Source organism: Deltaproteobacteria bacterium (assembly GCA_026388415.1).
Lineage (GTDB): Bacteria > Desulfobacterota > Syntrophia > Syntrophales > JACQWR01 > JAPLJV01.
On record JAPLJV010000002.1, the window covers coordinates 1 to 15,298 of the forward strand.

General features: G+C 49.7%; 22 protein-coding genes. All 22 read right to left on the minus strand.

Annotation, left to right across the window (positions count from 1 at the left end):
- Positions 1–25: 25 nt before the first annotated feature.
- Positions 26–1,030, minus strand: a complete 1,005-nt coding sequence (locus tag NT140_00120) for a GDP-mannose 4,6-dehydratase (GenBank protein MCX5830296.1) — start codon at positions 1,028–1,030, stop codon at positions 26–28.
- Complete coding sequence (locus NT140_00125; protein ID MCX5830297.1) at positions 1,027–2,025, minus strand: SDR family oxidoreductase; 999 nt, start codon at positions 2,023–2,025, stop codon at positions 1,027–1,029. The genes NT140_00120 and NT140_00125 overlap by 4 nt, the downstream gene beginning before the upstream one ends.
- Positions 2,026–2,043: 18 nt before the next feature.
- Complete coding sequence (locus NT140_00130) at positions 2,044–2,766, minus strand: transaldolase (GenBank protein MCX5830298.1); 723 nt, start codon at positions 2,764–2,766, stop codon at positions 2,044–2,046.
- Complete coding sequence (locus NT140_00135; protein ID MCX5830299.1) at positions 2,766–3,338, minus strand: HAD family hydrolase; 573 nt, start codon at positions 3,336–3,338, stop codon at positions 2,766–2,768. Before NT140_00135 ends, NT140_00130 begins: the two co-directional genes overlap by 1 nt.
- On the minus strand, positions 3,322–3,936 hold the full coding sequence (locus tag NT140_00140; protein ID MCX5830300.1) for an SIS domain-containing protein: 615 nt from the start codon (positions 3,934–3,936) through the stop codon (positions 3,322–3,324). The genes NT140_00135 and NT140_00140 overlap by 17 nt, the downstream gene beginning before the upstream one ends.
- A gap of 457 nt (positions 3,937–4,393) precedes the next feature.
- Positions 4,394–4,717: a hypothetical protein gene (locus NT140_00145; GenBank protein ID MCX5830301.1), complete on the minus strand. Its 324-nt coding sequence runs from the start codon at positions 4,715–4,717 to the stop codon at positions 4,394–4,396.
- A gap of 55 nt (positions 4,718–4,772) precedes the next feature.
- Positions 4,773–5,066 (minus strand): hypothetical protein, encoded by a 294-nt coding sequence (locus NT140_00150; protein ID MCX5830302.1) that lies wholly within the window; start codon positions 5,064–5,066, stop codon positions 4,773–4,775.
- Positions 5,067–5,073: 7 nt separating this feature from the next.
- On the minus strand, positions 5,074–6,315 hold the full coding sequence (locus NT140_00155; protein MCX5830303.1) for an ATP-binding protein: 1,242 nt from the start codon (positions 6,313–6,315) through the stop codon (positions 5,074–5,076).
- Positions 6,316–6,598: 283 nt separating this feature from the next.
- A complete protein-coding gene (locus tag NT140_00160) occupies positions 6,599–7,033 on the minus strand; it encodes a type II toxin-antitoxin system VapC family toxin (protein ID MCX5830304.1) in 435 nt (144 codons plus the stop codon).
- A complete protein-coding gene (locus tag NT140_00165) occupies positions 7,033–7,257 on the minus strand; it encodes a DUF2281 domain-containing protein (GenBank protein MCX5830305.1) in 225 nt (74 codons plus the stop codon). Before NT140_00165 ends, NT140_00160 begins: the two co-directional genes overlap by 1 nt.
- A gap of 40 nt (positions 7,258–7,297) precedes the next feature.
- Positions 7,298–7,591, minus strand: coding sequence for a hypothetical protein (locus NT140_00170; GenBank protein ID MCX5830306.1), 294 nt, complete (start codon positions 7,589–7,591; stop codon positions 7,298–7,300).
- A 165-nt stretch (positions 7,592–7,756) separates the two neighbouring features.
- Positions 7,757–8,626 carry a ParB/RepB/Spo0J family partition protein gene (locus NT140_00175; protein ID MCX5830307.1) on the minus strand — a complete coding sequence of 290 codons (870 nt, stop codon included), beginning with the start codon at positions 8,624–8,626 and terminating at the stop codon, positions 7,757–7,759.
- A 48-nt stretch (positions 8,627–8,674) separates the two neighbouring features.
- A complete protein-coding gene (locus NT140_00180; protein MCX5830308.1) occupies positions 8,675–8,917 on the minus strand; it encodes a type II toxin-antitoxin system HicA family toxin in 243 nt (80 codons plus the stop codon).
- Positions 8,910–9,209 carry a hypothetical protein gene (locus NT140_00185; GenBank protein ID MCX5830309.1) on the minus strand — a complete coding sequence of 100 codons (300 nt, stop codon included), beginning with the start codon at positions 9,207–9,209 and terminating at the stop codon, positions 8,910–8,912. Before NT140_00185 ends, NT140_00180 begins: the two co-directional genes overlap by 8 nt.
- A gap of 119 nt (positions 9,210–9,328) precedes the next feature.
- Positions 9,329–10,051: a nucleotidyl transferase AbiEii/AbiGii toxin family protein gene (locus NT140_00190; protein MCX5830310.1), complete on the minus strand. Its 723-nt coding sequence runs from the start codon at positions 10,049–10,051 to the stop codon at positions 9,329–9,331.
- Complete coding sequence (locus NT140_00195; protein MCX5830311.1) at positions 10,026–10,304, minus strand: hypothetical protein; 279 nt, start codon at positions 10,302–10,304, stop codon at positions 10,026–10,028. The genes NT140_00190 and NT140_00195 overlap by 26 nt, the downstream gene beginning before the upstream one ends.
- A gap of 238 nt (positions 10,305–10,542) precedes the next feature.
- A complete protein-coding gene (locus tag NT140_00200) occupies positions 10,543–10,890 on the minus strand; it encodes a MarR family EPS-associated transcriptional regulator (protein ID MCX5830312.1) in 348 nt (115 codons plus the stop codon).
- 103 nt (positions 10,891–10,993) lie between these two features.
- On the minus strand, positions 10,994–11,752 hold the full coding sequence (gene pyrF / locus NT140_00205) for an orotidine-5'-phosphate decarboxylase (protein MCX5830313.1): 759 nt from the start codon (positions 11,750–11,752) through the stop codon (positions 10,994–10,996).
- Positions 11,753–11,898: 146 nt separating this feature from the next.
- Positions 11,899–12,903 (minus strand): hypothetical protein, encoded by a 1,005-nt coding sequence (locus NT140_00210; protein MCX5830314.1) that lies wholly within the window; start codon positions 12,901–12,903, stop codon positions 11,899–11,901.
- 309 nt (positions 12,904–13,212) lie between these two features.
- A complete protein-coding gene (locus tag NT140_00215) occupies positions 13,213–14,343 on the minus strand; it encodes a hypothetical protein (GenBank protein ID MCX5830315.1) in 1,131 nt (376 codons plus the stop codon).
- 195 nt (positions 14,344–14,538) lie between these two features.
- Positions 14,539–14,883 carry an endonuclease domain-containing protein gene (locus NT140_00220; GenBank protein ID MCX5830316.1) on the minus strand — a complete coding sequence of 115 codons (345 nt, stop codon included), beginning with the start codon at positions 14,881–14,883 and terminating at the stop codon, positions 14,539–14,541.
- A 232-nt stretch (positions 14,884–15,115) separates the two neighbouring features.
- On the minus strand, positions 15,116–15,298 hold a 183-nt coding region (locus NT140_00225), incomplete at its 5' end, for a GDP-L-fucose synthase (GenBank protein MCX5830317.1).

The following is a 15,298-nucleotide window of genomic DNA, read 5'->3' on the forward strand; positions in this document are numbered from 1 at the left end:
TATTTCTCAAAAAAATCCTTCTTCATTATGATACCTTTGGAGTCATGTATTGAAACCACGTTTTTGTCGCATCGGCAATACTGTTAGCATCCCAGAGCGGTGCGTCCTGCCATTTGTTGATATCAGCCATCATTTTTGCTACACCATCCGCAAAACTGACTTCTGGCATCCATGCAAGATGTTTTTGAATTTTTGATATATCCGCCCATGTGCAATCAGGTTCGCCAGGCCGTTTGGGGATATAAACGACTTCACCGACAAGCAGCTCAACCAAACGATTGACACTTTGCGGGTTGCCTGCGCCGAGATTATAAATTTCGCCTATATGTTTCGACTCAGCAACGGCTAAGAATGCAGTTGCGACATCTGTAACAAAAAGAAAATCCCTTGTTTGTGTCCCATCTCCTACAACAGTGAAGGGCTTTCCCGCCAGTTTTTGCTTGAAAAATACACCGAATACAGCCCCATAAGCACCGGTTGTTCGCACTCTTGGACCATAGGCATTAAAAATACGTATTGAATTAACCTGTAACCCATAAATTTTATTCCAATGCAGGACAGCCTGCTCACCTTGATATTTACTCAAGGCATACGGGTATTGGGGGTTAATTGGATGGTCTTCCCGCGTGGGTGTGTCCGCTAATCCATAACAGGATGACGATGCGGCATAGACAAATTTCTCTACACCGGAGAAACGAGCACATTCAAGAACGTGGACCGTTCCCTGGATATTCGTGGACATATAATCTATTGGTTTTTCGATTGATGGAACAATGTCACCAATACCCGCAAAGTGGAAGACATAGCGCGCATTGGTAAAAATGGGCGAGTTTTCTTTCAAATCAAGAATATCTTCGTTATAAAATTCTAAATTTGTATTGCCTTTGTGATGGTCTAAATTGGCCTCTCGGCCACCTGACAAGTTATCAAGCACCCTGACTTTATAACCGCGGTCAAGAAGCAGATCCACCATGTGGCTGCCGATAAAGCCGGCGCCACCTGTAACCACAGCAATGTTGTCTTGACTCACTTTATACCCCTTTTTTTAACAACCTTGACATTGACATAACTTTCATCAGTCATGCTATTCGGGATTTTTCCAGATTTGAATGCCTGGCACATCCCTTTAACCGCATCTTCGACTGACCGCTTGGGAACATAGCCAAGTTTCTCATTAATTTTACGAGAGGATACGTGATAGGAACGAAGATCATTGCTTGTTGTCGTTATGATTTCAATTGGAGCTTTTTCCGGCATTTCCTGTTCCACTATTTTTTTAACCATTGCTGCAAGTTCAGAAATTGTGTGGTTTTGGTATGCAGCGTTAAATATTTCTCCAGCAATCAAATCGGATGGAAATTCCAACAACTGAACATATAGCTCCGCGATATCTTCAACGTGAATGTTGGGTCGTTTTTGTGATCCGCCAAAAACAGTTATCTGTCCCTTATTTACGGCCAAATTCGTAAGAATGTTAACCGAAAGGTCCAACCGCATACGCGGTGAATAGCCGCATACGGTGGCTGGCCTGATAACCACCGTAGTAAAATCCGGGGACTGATGTTTCAAAAGGAGTGGCTCCGACATACCCTTATATTTATTGTAATCAGTGAGCGGCACCAGAGGATGTGTTTCCGTTACCTCAGGGGCATCGCTTACACCATAGACCGAGCTGGACGAGGCATAAATGAATCTTCTAACGCCATTCTTTTTGCAGGCTACCACGAAAGGTTCAAAAGAATCATAATTGATTGATTTACTTAGTTCCGGATTCAACTCAAAACTCGGGTCATTGGAAATGCAAGCCAAGTGGATAACGCTATCCACACCTTTCAATGCTGCTGTAAGAGAAGTAATATCACGAACATCTCCTTCTACAACCTGCAACTTCGGATGCTTAGGTAATCCATCTGTTCCAAATAACATAAGATCATAAACGACCACTTCATAACCGGCTTCTAATAATTTTGACACCAATACACAACCAACATATCCGGCTCCTCCGGCAACAAGAACTTTTTTCATTCAAACCTCCATTATGATTCAAATTTCAATATTAAATCCTGCCTGAACGGCATCACGATGAAACATTTTCACGGTATCCATTGAATATTCGGCCAAATCTTTACCAATCAAAGGAAGTTTTGCCAAGAGGTCATTGGTAACTGTGATAATCTGGCACCCAACCGATTCCGCATGAAATACGTTAAGTAACTCCCTCGGGCTTGCCCATATAAGCTCAGCAAGGGGATTTTTTTTTAGCAGTCTTACTGCTTCAGCCATTATTGGAACAGGATCGCGGCCAGTATCGGCTACTCTTCCCGCAAAGACTGAAACACAACTTGGCGTATCTTCTGACAGATAATCTACAATATTTTCTACCTGCTTTGTAGTCGTCAAAGCGGTCACATTGACTTTTACCCCCGCTTTGGTTAGCCGTCTCACAAGCGGGCCGGCATCATCTCCGTGGGTATTCGTAATAGGGATTTTCACATACACATTTTTACCCCAGGAAGCAATCTGTAATGCCTGCTTTTCCATAATTTCAAAATCGTCAGAAAATACCTCAAAAGACACGGGACGTGGTTTGACGATCCTTATTACATCCAATGCAAATGCATGATAATTTTTTACATTCGATTTGCGCATAAGAGTCGGATTTGTTGTAAAACCTTTGATAAGCGGGTTTTTATTTAGCTCTTCTATGCCTTTCAAGTCTGCACCGTCAGCGAAGATTTTTATCTTTAGATCATTTAGATTCGGCATCAATTGTTTCCCCTTTTATCAAATTCATTTTTCAAAATGAACGCAGCAGCGTCATAAAGTGAACCCGCTACAGCATCCATCCCTTGTGCTTGAGGTTCATTATAATTGATTTCTGGTCGTATAAGTATTGTCTTACATCCGGCCGCCTTGCCTGCCTCAATATCGCGCCACCTGTCGCCAATCATGTAGGATCCTGAAAGATCTATCGAGTATTCTTGAGCGGCATCTAAAATCATACCAGGCTTTGGTTTTCGGCAGAGGCAATTGTCTTCATCAATGTGATAGCAAACTTTAATATCATCCACTTGAATCTGCTGACGAATAATCCCGTGAATAGATTCCACCACTTCCTTGCTTTGTACACCCTTGGCCACATCGGGCTGATTGGTAACAACAATCACCAAATAGCCGGATGAACGTAAAGACTGGATTGCTTCAGACGTCCCCGGAGGGAATACTAAATCTTCAATCTTTGAGGGTGGATATGGTTTCCTGTCGCGAATAATGGCCCTGTTTATCACACCATCTCGATCAAGAAATACCGCAAATTTTGTCTCAGCTTTGCTTTCCAGTTTTTCCCAACCCTTCCCATTTATTCACCTGCATCATTAGTATTGGATGACTGACTATACAATGCCAAACAACAGCTTGGAATGCTTCTGTGTGGGGTGTGATTTTGTTTGGATCAACCGTTGGAATCACAATCACTTCGTCACCCACCTTTTTTGTATATCCGCCATCACGTCCAACAATACCAAATATTTTCAATCTCCTTCGTTTAGCCTCATCTAGGGCCCGCACAATATTTGGACTTACATTTCTTTCAACATCACCCCCACCTACAGAAAATACCATTACTGCATCTTTTTCGTTTGCATGGCTCGTAATTAGCCATGCTTCGAATACAGTAGGCCATCCTTCATCATTTGTACGCGCGGTTAGTTCAGCTACATTGTCAACGGGCGTGTAAGCTTCTATGCCCGCCAATTTTCTGAAATCGTTTACGGCATGGCTGCAATTGGCAGCGCTACCACCAACACCGATAAGAAAAAGTCTGCCGCCTCGCTCTCTTAATTCAACCAAGGCAATTGCGATCCGGTCAACGCAAGAATAATCTATTGCTTCCGCGATATCTGCAGTTTGTTTGAGAAAGTCTTTTGAATATGACATTTTGTCTCCCTCTTGAGTAACATAAAGCTTAAGATGATTCATAAAGCCGTCGGTTCCGGTGACTAATATTTTTTGCGTTGTTATATCCGTGGTTGGCTTTCGTCCGTTGGTGTCTGGCCAGTTTTTTAAGGGTATGCCGGTCAACCGGCATTCGCAGCTATATGATACTATTAAGAAGTTAACGATTGGTGAAAAGTTTTGCCTCCGTAATCTATGGGGGGTCAGGTCTTGCAATTTAGCGTTCTTCAATACATCTAAAACCCCTCGGAGATCAATTGTCGCCGACTCTTTTGCATCCTTATCATCTCCTAAATGAACATGATTCGGAAAGGTTTTATAGCCCGCACTCTCAGGTAGCCGTCAGTCTCAACCTCTCTTTGCTTGACGACTTTAAATCGCGCCACCACGGAGGACACGGTAAGAAGAAGAATGCATTCCTCCAGATAATCATGAATGGTCATGCAGAAGGACTTTCAATTATGTTAAGCCGATCTACTGACCTTTCATACATTTGGTACATGGCAGACCACTCGAAGTAGTCCTCTTTATCTCCGAGTTCCCCTTTTTCAAACCGATCAAAAAAATCCTTAGAGGACATCTGATAGGCGCTTTCAAAACGGGAAAGTTCTTTTTTTAACATATTAACTTCTTCGGTGGTTTTTTCCTTTTCATATTCGATGATCTTTCCAATAGATCGAGACAGGTATTTGTTCTGCAAACCCTTTTCAAAGATCTTGCCGATATTTTGAATTATATCCTTTGTAGTTGATATTGCCTGCATATTATCTCCTTCCTAAACTTTCTTTAACCGGGAATTAGCACGGCCCCCCTTACCTTTAGGCCGGGGTTACCGGTTTGGTTTTCAGCAGGGCCAGGATGGTTTTCTTTAGTTCGCCCAGAGAGGCGGCGGGATCTATTGCGGCGAGCTTGGCGTTGGTCTTGTCAATCCATTCACGATGAGCATCGGGGGTGAGCGCAGTGCGCGCCTGGCGCTGGCCACCGGCTGCCTCTTTCGCCTGCTTTTCCTTGACCTTGTTCCAGGCCGTGACCATACTGCGGACCTGCTTCTTGCGGGCGATGGCGATCAGGGCTAAAAACAAGTGCTGAGTGCTGAGGACTGAGGGTTTCAATCTTGAGTTATATTTGACCCCACAAAGTCGACAACGGAGCCGCCCACAAGCGATCGCCCAGTGGCATGGTTTCTGTGCCGTCGTAAAGTAAAACACCCATCTTGAACTGATCGCCAGCCACGCCGGCCAGTTTTTTCAGGCCGTGCAGATCGCTGGCTTTGACTGTGGCAGCGGCTTTTATCTCGACGCCAATCAGTTGACCGGCAGCGTTTTCGATCACCACATCCACTTCAAACATGTCAACATCGCGATAGTAGAGCAGCCGATAGTCATCCTCAGCCGTGGTGATGTGTTTGAGCAGCTCACCATACGCGAAGGTCTCGAGCACATTGCCAAATCGGCTACGATCTTGCTGCACTTCGGCGGGACCAAGATCAAGCAAGGTGGCCAACAGACCGGCATCAACAAACTGCAGCTTGGGGGTTTTGACAACACGCTTAAGTCGGTTCCTGGCCCAAACCTCAACACGCTTGAGCAAGTACATCTGCTCGAACACCCCGACGTAGCGGGCTGCCGTCTTGCTGTCCAACCCCACTTGGCCACCCAGTTGGGTGTAATTGCACATTTGGCCCGATACCTGGGCCAGGCTACGCAAAAAACGGGGTAACTGGTCGAGCTTGGCGATGCTGGCCACGTCACGAACATCGCGCTGAATAATGGCATCCATATACTGACGTGCCCACACGGTACGCCTGCGCGCATCCGTGCGGGAAATCGCTTCAGGGTAGCCACCTCGCAAAACAGCTTCGACCAACGCCGCCCCCACTACTGACATGGCGACCTTGAGCAGCCTGCCGGAAAAAGCCGCATCAACCCAATTTGCAGTGTTCCCGTACAGCTCGCTTTGCGACAGTGGCAGCAAAGTGAGCGTCTCCATTCGACCGGCCAAAGAATCCGCTACGGCAGGCAGCGCCATCAAATTGGCCGACCCGGTCAGCAAGAACCTGCCAGGACGCCTATCCTCATCAATACTCTTCTTGATGGCCAGCAGCAGTTGGGGCGCACGCTGGATTTCATCAATGATAGCGCGATCCAGGCTTCGAACCATCCCGACCGGATCTGCCCTGGCGGATAATAGCGTCAACTCGTCATCCAGCGTGAGATAGCGCATCCCTTGCGTTGCCATCTGCCGCACCAAGGTTGTTTTGCCTGCCTGGCGCGGGCCTGCAACCAGAACAACGGGCGTGTCGGCCAGTGCTTCTGCGATGCGCGCTTCAATCAAGCGCGAGTATAAAAAGGGTGAGTTCATGAGGACATCATAGCGTGAAACATGGAATCTATCAACGTAAATTACGGAATATAAACCCGAATATTATGGAATATGTGAGACCTTTGAATTTCTACCTTTTTTGTCGCCCCGGCGAAAGCCGGGGTCCAGAAGGTATTGAAAAGACTGGATACCGGCCTTCGCCGGTATGACGATTTGGTAAATTTAAGGAGAAATTCAAGGCTCTCGCTGAGGACTGAGTGGAAGAAATTAGTTAATTATGTAGGGGACAGAAATGCAATGTTTAGGCTTTATATCACCAAAATCATGGTGTGCCCCATGGATTAACCAGTACTAATTCTGCAATTCCATTGAAATCCTTCATGTTACGAGTTGCCAGGCAAAGATGGTTGGACAGTGTGATAGCCGCAATCTGTGCATCCTCCGTGCTAATAGGCTGACCGGCACGTGTTCTTGCTGCCACCAATTCTGCATAAATTTCCGCAGACTGTTCATCAAATGGCAGGCAGCGCCCCGAAAATTCTTTCGAAAACATTTCAGCGGCGGCATCCGCCAAGCTGGTTTGACGTTTACCAGGCGGAAGTAGCGAAATACCTAACAGGATTTCAGCTTGTGTAACAGCAGAAGTGTAGTACCCAGCTTCATTGTTTAAAGCAAACCACGCTAATACCTGAACATCCGGTTGAGGGCGCATTAATTCGGACAAAACGTTTGTATCCAACAATATTGCTTGCTCCATCAGCGATCCAACTGGGGAGGCATGCGCGATAACTGGCGTGCAGGAATGGGCAATCCTTCCCCCTCTAAGTTTGCAAAACGCTGGTGAATACGTTGAGCGATATTCTCAGCTTGCCCCCCCGGCGATTTTCTTTGTCTTAAAAATTCGGCAAAGTCCAATAGTTCTGCCAGTAGCGGTGCCGGCAGTTCTTTGGTCACCTTATAAAATCTTTCTGCTATCGTCATGATTACACCTCTCTTCTTGTAGTTTCGGGGGTCTTGCAATTTAGCATCTTGCGGGGGTGGGATTTTGCCTTTGTGCTATCGCGCCGATCAGCGTCATATCCTCAATGACCGAATGCAAACGCCATTTCTTCAAATGCACATAGGCGACTGACTGATCAGCCTCCGTATTACGCAACGTCATTTCCTTGTGCCAGCGGTTGAAATCCTCTTCTCCATCAACCTGAAAGACTATGACGGCATTGTCCGGCAGCAGGCGGGCTTTTTCTTCATCCTCCATAAGATAACGATGAAACTCACTCGCCAACATTGCTGTAAACTTATTGTAATTGCTCATATTTACTACCTTTCAAAAATGCGTCTCGATACTGTTGCCAGTTCTCATTGACGTCCCAGTCACCGTAAGTTAATGCACTCGCGAAATGGAGGGTGATCAAGAATAACTATAAATTCGACAGTTTTAGACATTGGAGGTCACTGAATTAACTTATCTCTCATTTTCTTATGCCGGTGTTGCCGGTTTTGTTTTCAACAAGGCCAAGATGGTTTTCTTTAACTCTCCCAAGGAGGCGGCAAAGGCGGTTACCTCTTCCGCTGTCCAGGCGGCGGGATCTATGACCGCAAGCTTGGCGTTGGTCTTGTCAATCCATTCGCGGTGGGCGTCAGGGGTTAGCGCGGTGCGCGCCTTGCGCTGGCCGCCTGCAGCTTCTTTCGCCTGCTTTTCCTTGATCTTGTTCCAGGCCGTGACCATACTGCGGACCTGCTTCTTGCGGGCGATGGAGATCAGGGCCTTGCGAGTCACGGCCGTGTTGCCGCGGCACTCATCCCTGATCTCCTGTGGGAGCTTGTTCAAGGTCATAATGTCGGTGACGGTGGTGCGCGCCTTGCCGATGATGGCGCCAAGCTGCTCCTGGGTGTAATTCTGTTCTGTCATCAGGCGACCTAGGGCCTCGGCCTCCCCCACGGCGGTAAGATCCTGGCGGAGGAGATTTTCGACCAGGGCGATCTCGGCGTAGTTCACTTCGGGGGACACGATTGCATCATTTCCCCCGAGGTAGATGGCGGGGATGGTGGTGAGGCCGGCAATTTTCGCAGCTTCAAAGCGACGCTCGCCGGCGACAATGTAGGGAGCTCCCGGCACTTGTCCGGAATTGGGGGACACGATCCCGGATTCTGACGAATACGGGTCATGTCCCGTCGCGACGCGAAAGAGGATGGGCATCAGCACGCCATGCTGCCGGACTGATTCAGTCAGGTCCTCCAGCGCCTGGGGATCCATGGATTTGCGGGGCTGGTTGGGATCGGCCTGGAGATGCGCAAGTTCCAGTTGGTAGAGCTGCCCTTTTTCATACGCGCCGGTTGGGTCTGCCATAATGTGACTCCGTTAAAAAAGTGCTGAGTACCAATTGACCACAGCAACTTACTTTTTCGACAATACTTCCTCGATCTCTTGATCAGTTAATTTCAACTGCCTGAAAACCCGTTTGCAATAGTTCGGGTCCAGTGTCTTTTTACCCATTAGAACGGGAGCTGAATACCTCTTACCGTCAACAATCCTCGCATAGATCGCATGATCAGTACTGCCCTGCCGGACAAATACGGCGCCGGCTTTCTCGATCAGGCTCACAAAATCCTTACTGGACATCGAGGGAGTCTTAGGCATAGGAAGGAACCTCGTGGATCTCGAGGGGTTTGAGTATGAAGTTTTCAGACGGCTTGACGTACCAGTCCGGCTCCGTATCCTGCAAAAACTCAATCAGATCTTCCGTGCTCATCGAGCTGACAATGGTCTCAGGATAATTTCTTACCTCATCACAATACGTTTCTATGGCATCCCTGAGATTTTTTTCCACGTCGGCCAAGTCGGTACCCTGTGCAGCAACATTCAATTCCAGGCAGACCGCCACATAGGCAAGCCTGCTCTTGCGAACGATTGCGGTATATTGCTTTGTCATTTTACCTCCTTCTCCTTTACGGGTTTGCTGGGTTTGCCCTTGGTGTCATTCATTTCTTCATACAAACCAAGGTACTCGGCCATGCGCCTTCCGATGCGTTCGTCTATGATAACCAAGCCTCATTTAGCAGTTTTTGGGGTCTTGCATTTTAGCGTTTTGCCGGGGGACAAAGTGAACAGGGAGTTCGTTTGTCCGTGGAAAATGTCCGAATGGAGCGTCTTCAAGGCAGCGGCGCTGGCATCCGGATCAACCGGCTGTTCCCACTTCACTGCGGTCAGCAAAGCGACGGGGAACTCCTCAATTATCCGGGCAATTTCCAGGGGATCAACCCAGAGATCCTTCTGGCGGGCTTCACCGAAAATCTCCGGCCAGGCAAAGGAAAAGCGCCGAGTGATGGAGAGGATATCGGCCAGGTCTTTCGGCTCCCGCCGGGAAAGGGCGCAGAGCTTGTTCGAAAGGATATTCCGCCAGTTGTCGATGCGGGGATAAAAATGCGCCTCCTGAAGATCGCCATAGTGAAACGCCACATCATTGATGAAATCAACTTTTAGGGTCAACGCCCCGTCGCGGGCCAGGATCCGGACGAATGTGTCGGCAGCCGTGCCCGCAGCGAACGACACGCCGCCGCGGCGCAGGGCCTCCAGGGCTTTTTTGACCTGATCCCGAAAATCCGCCGCCTGATTGACGAAAAGATCGAGATCGTCGGAGTAGCGATGCTGGAGGTAATGCCTGCCGAGCGCCGTCCCGCCAGTCAGATAAAATGGCGCATCCGCCGCCGCGAGCAGGGACAGCAACTTGTCCATGAAAGGATAGAGTCTATCCGTATAAAACGTGTCGGGCATAGCGATAGCGATCCTTGAGGGTGGCGGGATAAAGATGATCCAAAACTTCCTCGCTGAGGGCCTCCGGGAGGCGATCCGGCGGGATCAGCGCGAGGAGGGTGTACCAATCATACGTTGAAAGCAGCCGGCGAAAGAGGCCGGCACGGTCAATGTGCCCGGCTTTCTCGATATCTCCGCGGAGGAGCCGCGCAAGCTGCTCCGTATCCACATCGGCATCCCAGTAAACATCGGTAAGTAATTTCGGGGACACCATACTAAACTCCATCCTTCGACAAGAAATTGGGGGTCAGGTCTTGCATTTTAGCTTTTTTGCGGTAAAAAAAGTGCTGAGGGAAACATCGTGCTGAGGACTGAGGAAAAGAAAGTACTCAGCACTTAGCTCCGCCCTCTGGATTACATCCAGGAGGCTGTGGCAGTGGGACGGGTTTGAAATAAGTCCCGCTGCTTTCGATTTGCTCGCACCCTACACTCTACGACACCCTACAGATGATCTACGGATGATCGCCGCCTCTCCCCCTTACCTCTTCCTGCAACCGCTTGATCTCCAGTTCCAACTCTTCGTATTCCCGCATCTTCCGCTTGAGGAAGTGGTAGGTCATCCGGCTCTTTTCCTCGATGCCACGGGGGGTCAGATTGTATAAATAACCAATTTTATTGCTTGATTTCCTGAAATTCTCTACCTTTATAAAGCCCTTCCCGATCAGGGCGTTGACGAGGAAGTTCACCTTGCCGAGGCTGATCCCGAGCCGGGAGGAGAGGCCCCGCTGCGTCAGCTCGGGTGATTTGTCAATCTCCCGGAAGATGTGGAGCATCTCTTCCCTTTCAAGTTTATCAAGCATTGGAACGGGCATCTCTTTTCCTATTGGGCTCATGCATTTGTTCGTTACGTGAACACTGGGCAGAGCTTAATCAAATCGCTCCTGGATGTCAAGCAATATCTGATCATGTGAATAAGGACCCGATAGTTTCCTGTATGTCTTCCGCCGCCTTTTGGGGATCTTTTGCTTCTTTAATCGGTCGGCCGACGACAATATAATCGGTGCCGTTTAAAAAAGCCTGTTTTACATCTACGGTTCGCTTCTGATCATCTATATTCGCTACCGGCCTTATGCCCGGCGTCACAATCAGGAGCTGCTCCCCGATATCACGCCTTAAGCGGGGTACCTCCAGACCCGATGAGATCACGCCGTCGCAGCCAATTTTTAAAGCCCTTTTCGCCCGGGAAAAAACCAGTTCTTCTACGTCGCATTTAAAACCCAGGTCTTTCAAATCACCTTCATCCAGACTGGTCAAGGCGGTAACGGCCAGAATCTTAAGTGCGCCTTTTTGTTCCACGGCCGCTTCGAGAATCTTGTCATTTCCATGGACCGTGACAAAATCGGCGCCCCGGTTCCGAAGCTGTTTGACCGCTGATTTGACCGTTTGCGGAACATCAAAGAATTTCAAATCCACGAAGATTTTTTTGCCACGTTCCCGCAGCCACTCGATTAAGGCAAAATAGTCGCCGGCCATGAAAATTTCCAGGCCCAGCTTGTAAAACAGGACGGAATCACCCAGTTTCTCAACCAGCGCCTTCGCCTCCTCGACAGAGGCCACATCCAGGGCGAAAATCAGCCGTTCGCGGGGGGGAATATCTTTTGCCGACAGGAAGGACTTCCCCAACTTACCAGATTGATCTTTATCAGTTTTCACAGCGCTCATATTACACCTCTTTTTGGTTGGAAATCCCCCTCAATCCCCCTTTTCCAAAGGGGGAAATCATCTAACTTTCCCCTCTTTAGTAAAGAGGCCCCAACTCAACAGTTCCCCTCTTTAGTAAAGAGGGGTTAGGGGAGATTTTGGGGGATTTATCGTTTTCCTTCTTCCAGCACCGTCCGGGCGATGGCGAGGGAGTAAGGGGGATCGGCAGCCCCCGCCGCCGCATAGCCCCATTTGGCGAGCGTAATATTATGGGATGTGATCTCGAGACCCGTGATGCAGCGGGGATGGACGCAGGAGCCGGTGTTGTAATAGACTGGTTCGGCCTTTTCCTTCCGGCGGACGCCCGGCGTGCCGATGCCCGACTCCAGGAAGCGCCGCTCCGTGAGGGAGAGGTTGGCGAAGACGGGACGGTGGGTGTGGCCGGCGATAACGATTTTGGCAGTGGCCATTTGGTACAGGGTTTTGTCTATTTCGTCGCAGCGGCCGGGGTTTTCGGCGGCGCGGGTGGGGTCGCCGATCCCGATACGCTGGAGCCTCGCCCATACATGACGGACGATATAGCGGCTTATTTTGGCGCGGAGGCCGGTGCAGATCGGATCAGCCTGATGGCCATGGAGCAGCAGAATGGGCAGCACTCCCTCTTCAGTATGGACCCCTTCCTCTCTTACCCCTTTAGCGCCGGCACTTCTTTCTCGTCCCCCTTTAGCAAAGGGGGAGACAGGGGGATTTGGAACACTTGACCCTGCGAAACCCTGTCCCCCGATCAGGATGGCCTCATGAATCTGGATGTCGGGGAAGAGGGAGCGCAGCGGAGCGGCGTTATCGCACCAATCTGCATCGTGGTTTCCCCAGACCTTGAGGTAACGGGTCTTCGCCGGGTCCGGGTCGTGGAAGCGGTGGAGCAGCTCGTACACGGAGGTGTGGGTAATGTAGATCTGCTCGAAGGAGTCGTTCTCCCAGAGCTCCTCGGCGTCGCCCAGCTCGATGTAGGTGAAACCCTCCTTCAGGTAGTACTCCAGCGCGCACTTGTAGATCAGCGAATTGTGGGCAAATTCATCGGCCGCAGAGCCATCGCCGCGGTGGCAGTCGCTCATGACGATGTATTTACCGTTGGAGGGTACGGTCTTGATGTTGGCGTTGGGAATCAGCATACGTAAAATCTTTGTGGAGCAGTTTGCGATTTCAAATCCCCCTTAATCCCCCTTTACTAAAGGGGGAGAAAAGAGGAGGTGACCCTTCTCGTGTCCCCCTTTGCTAAAGGGGGAAATCTTACTTCCTCTTTGGAAAAGAGAGAGGGGATTAACCGCGTATTCCCCTCTTTAGTAAAGAGGGGCCAGGGGAGATTTGGTTCTAAAATGATCCCTCGATTTCAAATCCCCCTTTTCCAAAGGGGGAAATCATTTTACTTTCCCCTCTTTGGCAAAGAGGGGGTAGGGGAGATTTTCAAGGTTTTGAAGAGACTATTTGTCAGGCGCCTGCTTGCGCATTTGTTCGCCCAGGAGCTGCTGGAGGCTGGCGACAGATTTGCTGTTCGAGGCGCCCTCGACCGTCTTGACGGCAATGTCCTGGGCCTTCTGGTAGGCCGCCTCCAATTGCTTGGTCAGGGCGGTGACCCGCTCGGATTGTTCTTTCGTCGTTTTTTCCAGGGATTCGATGCGGGCCGAAAAGACGTTGCTTTCGCCCTCGGCCCCTTTCTTCAGGAGCTCTTCCTGGCTCTTCGCCTCCGCAATCAGGCGCTCCGAGGTTTCCTTGATCGCCCGGGCTACGGAGGTTTCCAGCTCCTTGGGGAATTGGCTGGCCTGTTTCCGCAGGTCGCTTAGCTCCACCTCTTTGGCGGCGATGGCGGCCTCCCGCGCCTGAAGCTCCCGTTCCAGTTGCTCTTTTTTATCCTTGAGCTCCTTCTCCAGCTTCGCCTTCTCATAGGTATAGCGTTCCGTGGCGGTCTGCTGCTCCCGCTTGAAGGCGTAGTCGAACTCCTCCTTTTCCCGGGTCTGCCTCTTTTTCTCCGCGGCGTCGCGCTCCTTGACGGCGGCGTCATGCTCTTCCTGCTCCTTTTCCCAGGCGGTGCGGGTGCTGTCTATATCCTGCCGGAGGGATTCCTTCTTCTCTTCCATCTCGGCGGTGAATTCCTGGCGCTTCTGATTCTGCGCTTCGATGAGGGCGGCCAAGCTTGTGGCTGTTTTTTCGATTTCGTAGAGTTCCGTAAGCTCCTTTTCCTTGGCGGCAATCGCGTTGCGAACGGCGACAAACCGGCTCACCTCGCCTTCTAACTGGTCGGAAATTCCGGTCAGCGTCTTGCCGATCTCCAGCTTTAGCGCAGCGATCTCCTTGCCGACCCCTTCAGTCGTAGAGTATTCGGCCACCTGCACGGCCTCCTTCGTTTTCTTCTCCTCGATCCTCTTTCCCGGCTTAAGCTCGCCTGCCTGCTTTTCTTCCAGCTCTTTGAGAACGCTGTTATAGGCCAGCAGCATCTCCTGTTTCGTGTTCGTCGTCGTCAACTTTTTGAAATCTTTTTTCCCATCCATAGTTTTATCCTTTCTCTTAGCGTCGGCAGATATTGGTGAATAATTGCGCTTGATCTCTTTGTCCAAATCCCCCTCGATCCCCCTTTACTAAAGGGGGAGAAAAGAGGAAGTGACCTTTCTCATATCCTCCTCTCCTTAGAAAGAGAGGGGAAGACTAACCGCATGTCCCCCTCCTTAGTAAAGAGGGGACTCACCGCGTGATCCCCCTCTTTAGTAAAGAGGGGTTAGGGGAGATTTGGAAGATTTGGGTGATTTCCCTAATCATAACCGGTTCCATATCTCTTCAAGAATCACTTCCAGATTTGTAAAAACATCCCTATCTGAAAATCTTAATACGTTTAGCCCCATTTCAGACATAAAAGCATCCCGGGCCATGTCTTTCTCCATTGCATCAACTTCGTAATGCTGTCCTCCATCGAGCTCAATAACCAATTTTGCCTTGGGGCAGTAAAAATCTGCAATGTAATTACCGATAATCCTTTGACGATAAAATTGAAATTTTAACTGTTTTCCCCTAAGTTTCGACCAAAGCAAGCGCTCGGCCCCTGTCATATTCTTTCTCAGCGCCCGGGAAAATTGTTTGAGATTTTTATTGCAGGGCAACATGGCTGACCGACCAATAAAATTCCAAATTCCCCTGTATCCCCCTTTACTAAAGGGGGAGTAAAGAGGAGGTGACCTTTCTCGTGTCCCCCTCTTTAGTAAAGAGGGGTCAGGGGAGATTTGGTTCAAATGATCTCTCGATCTCAAATCCCCCTGTATTCCCCTTTTATAAAGGGGGGAATCATTTTACTTTCCCCTCTTTGGCAAAGAGGGGCCAAGGGAGATTTGGGTGATTTCAGGGTCTGCCCGCCATCTCCCGATACCAGGCGATGGTCTTGGCGAGACCGGCGCGAAAGTCGGTCCGGGCGCGGAAGCCGAATTCCTTGAAGGCACGGGTGGTGTCGAGCATCCGCCGGGGCTGGCCGTCGGGTTTGGACTGGTCCCAGACGACACGGCCCGTAAAACCCGTCAGCTCAAC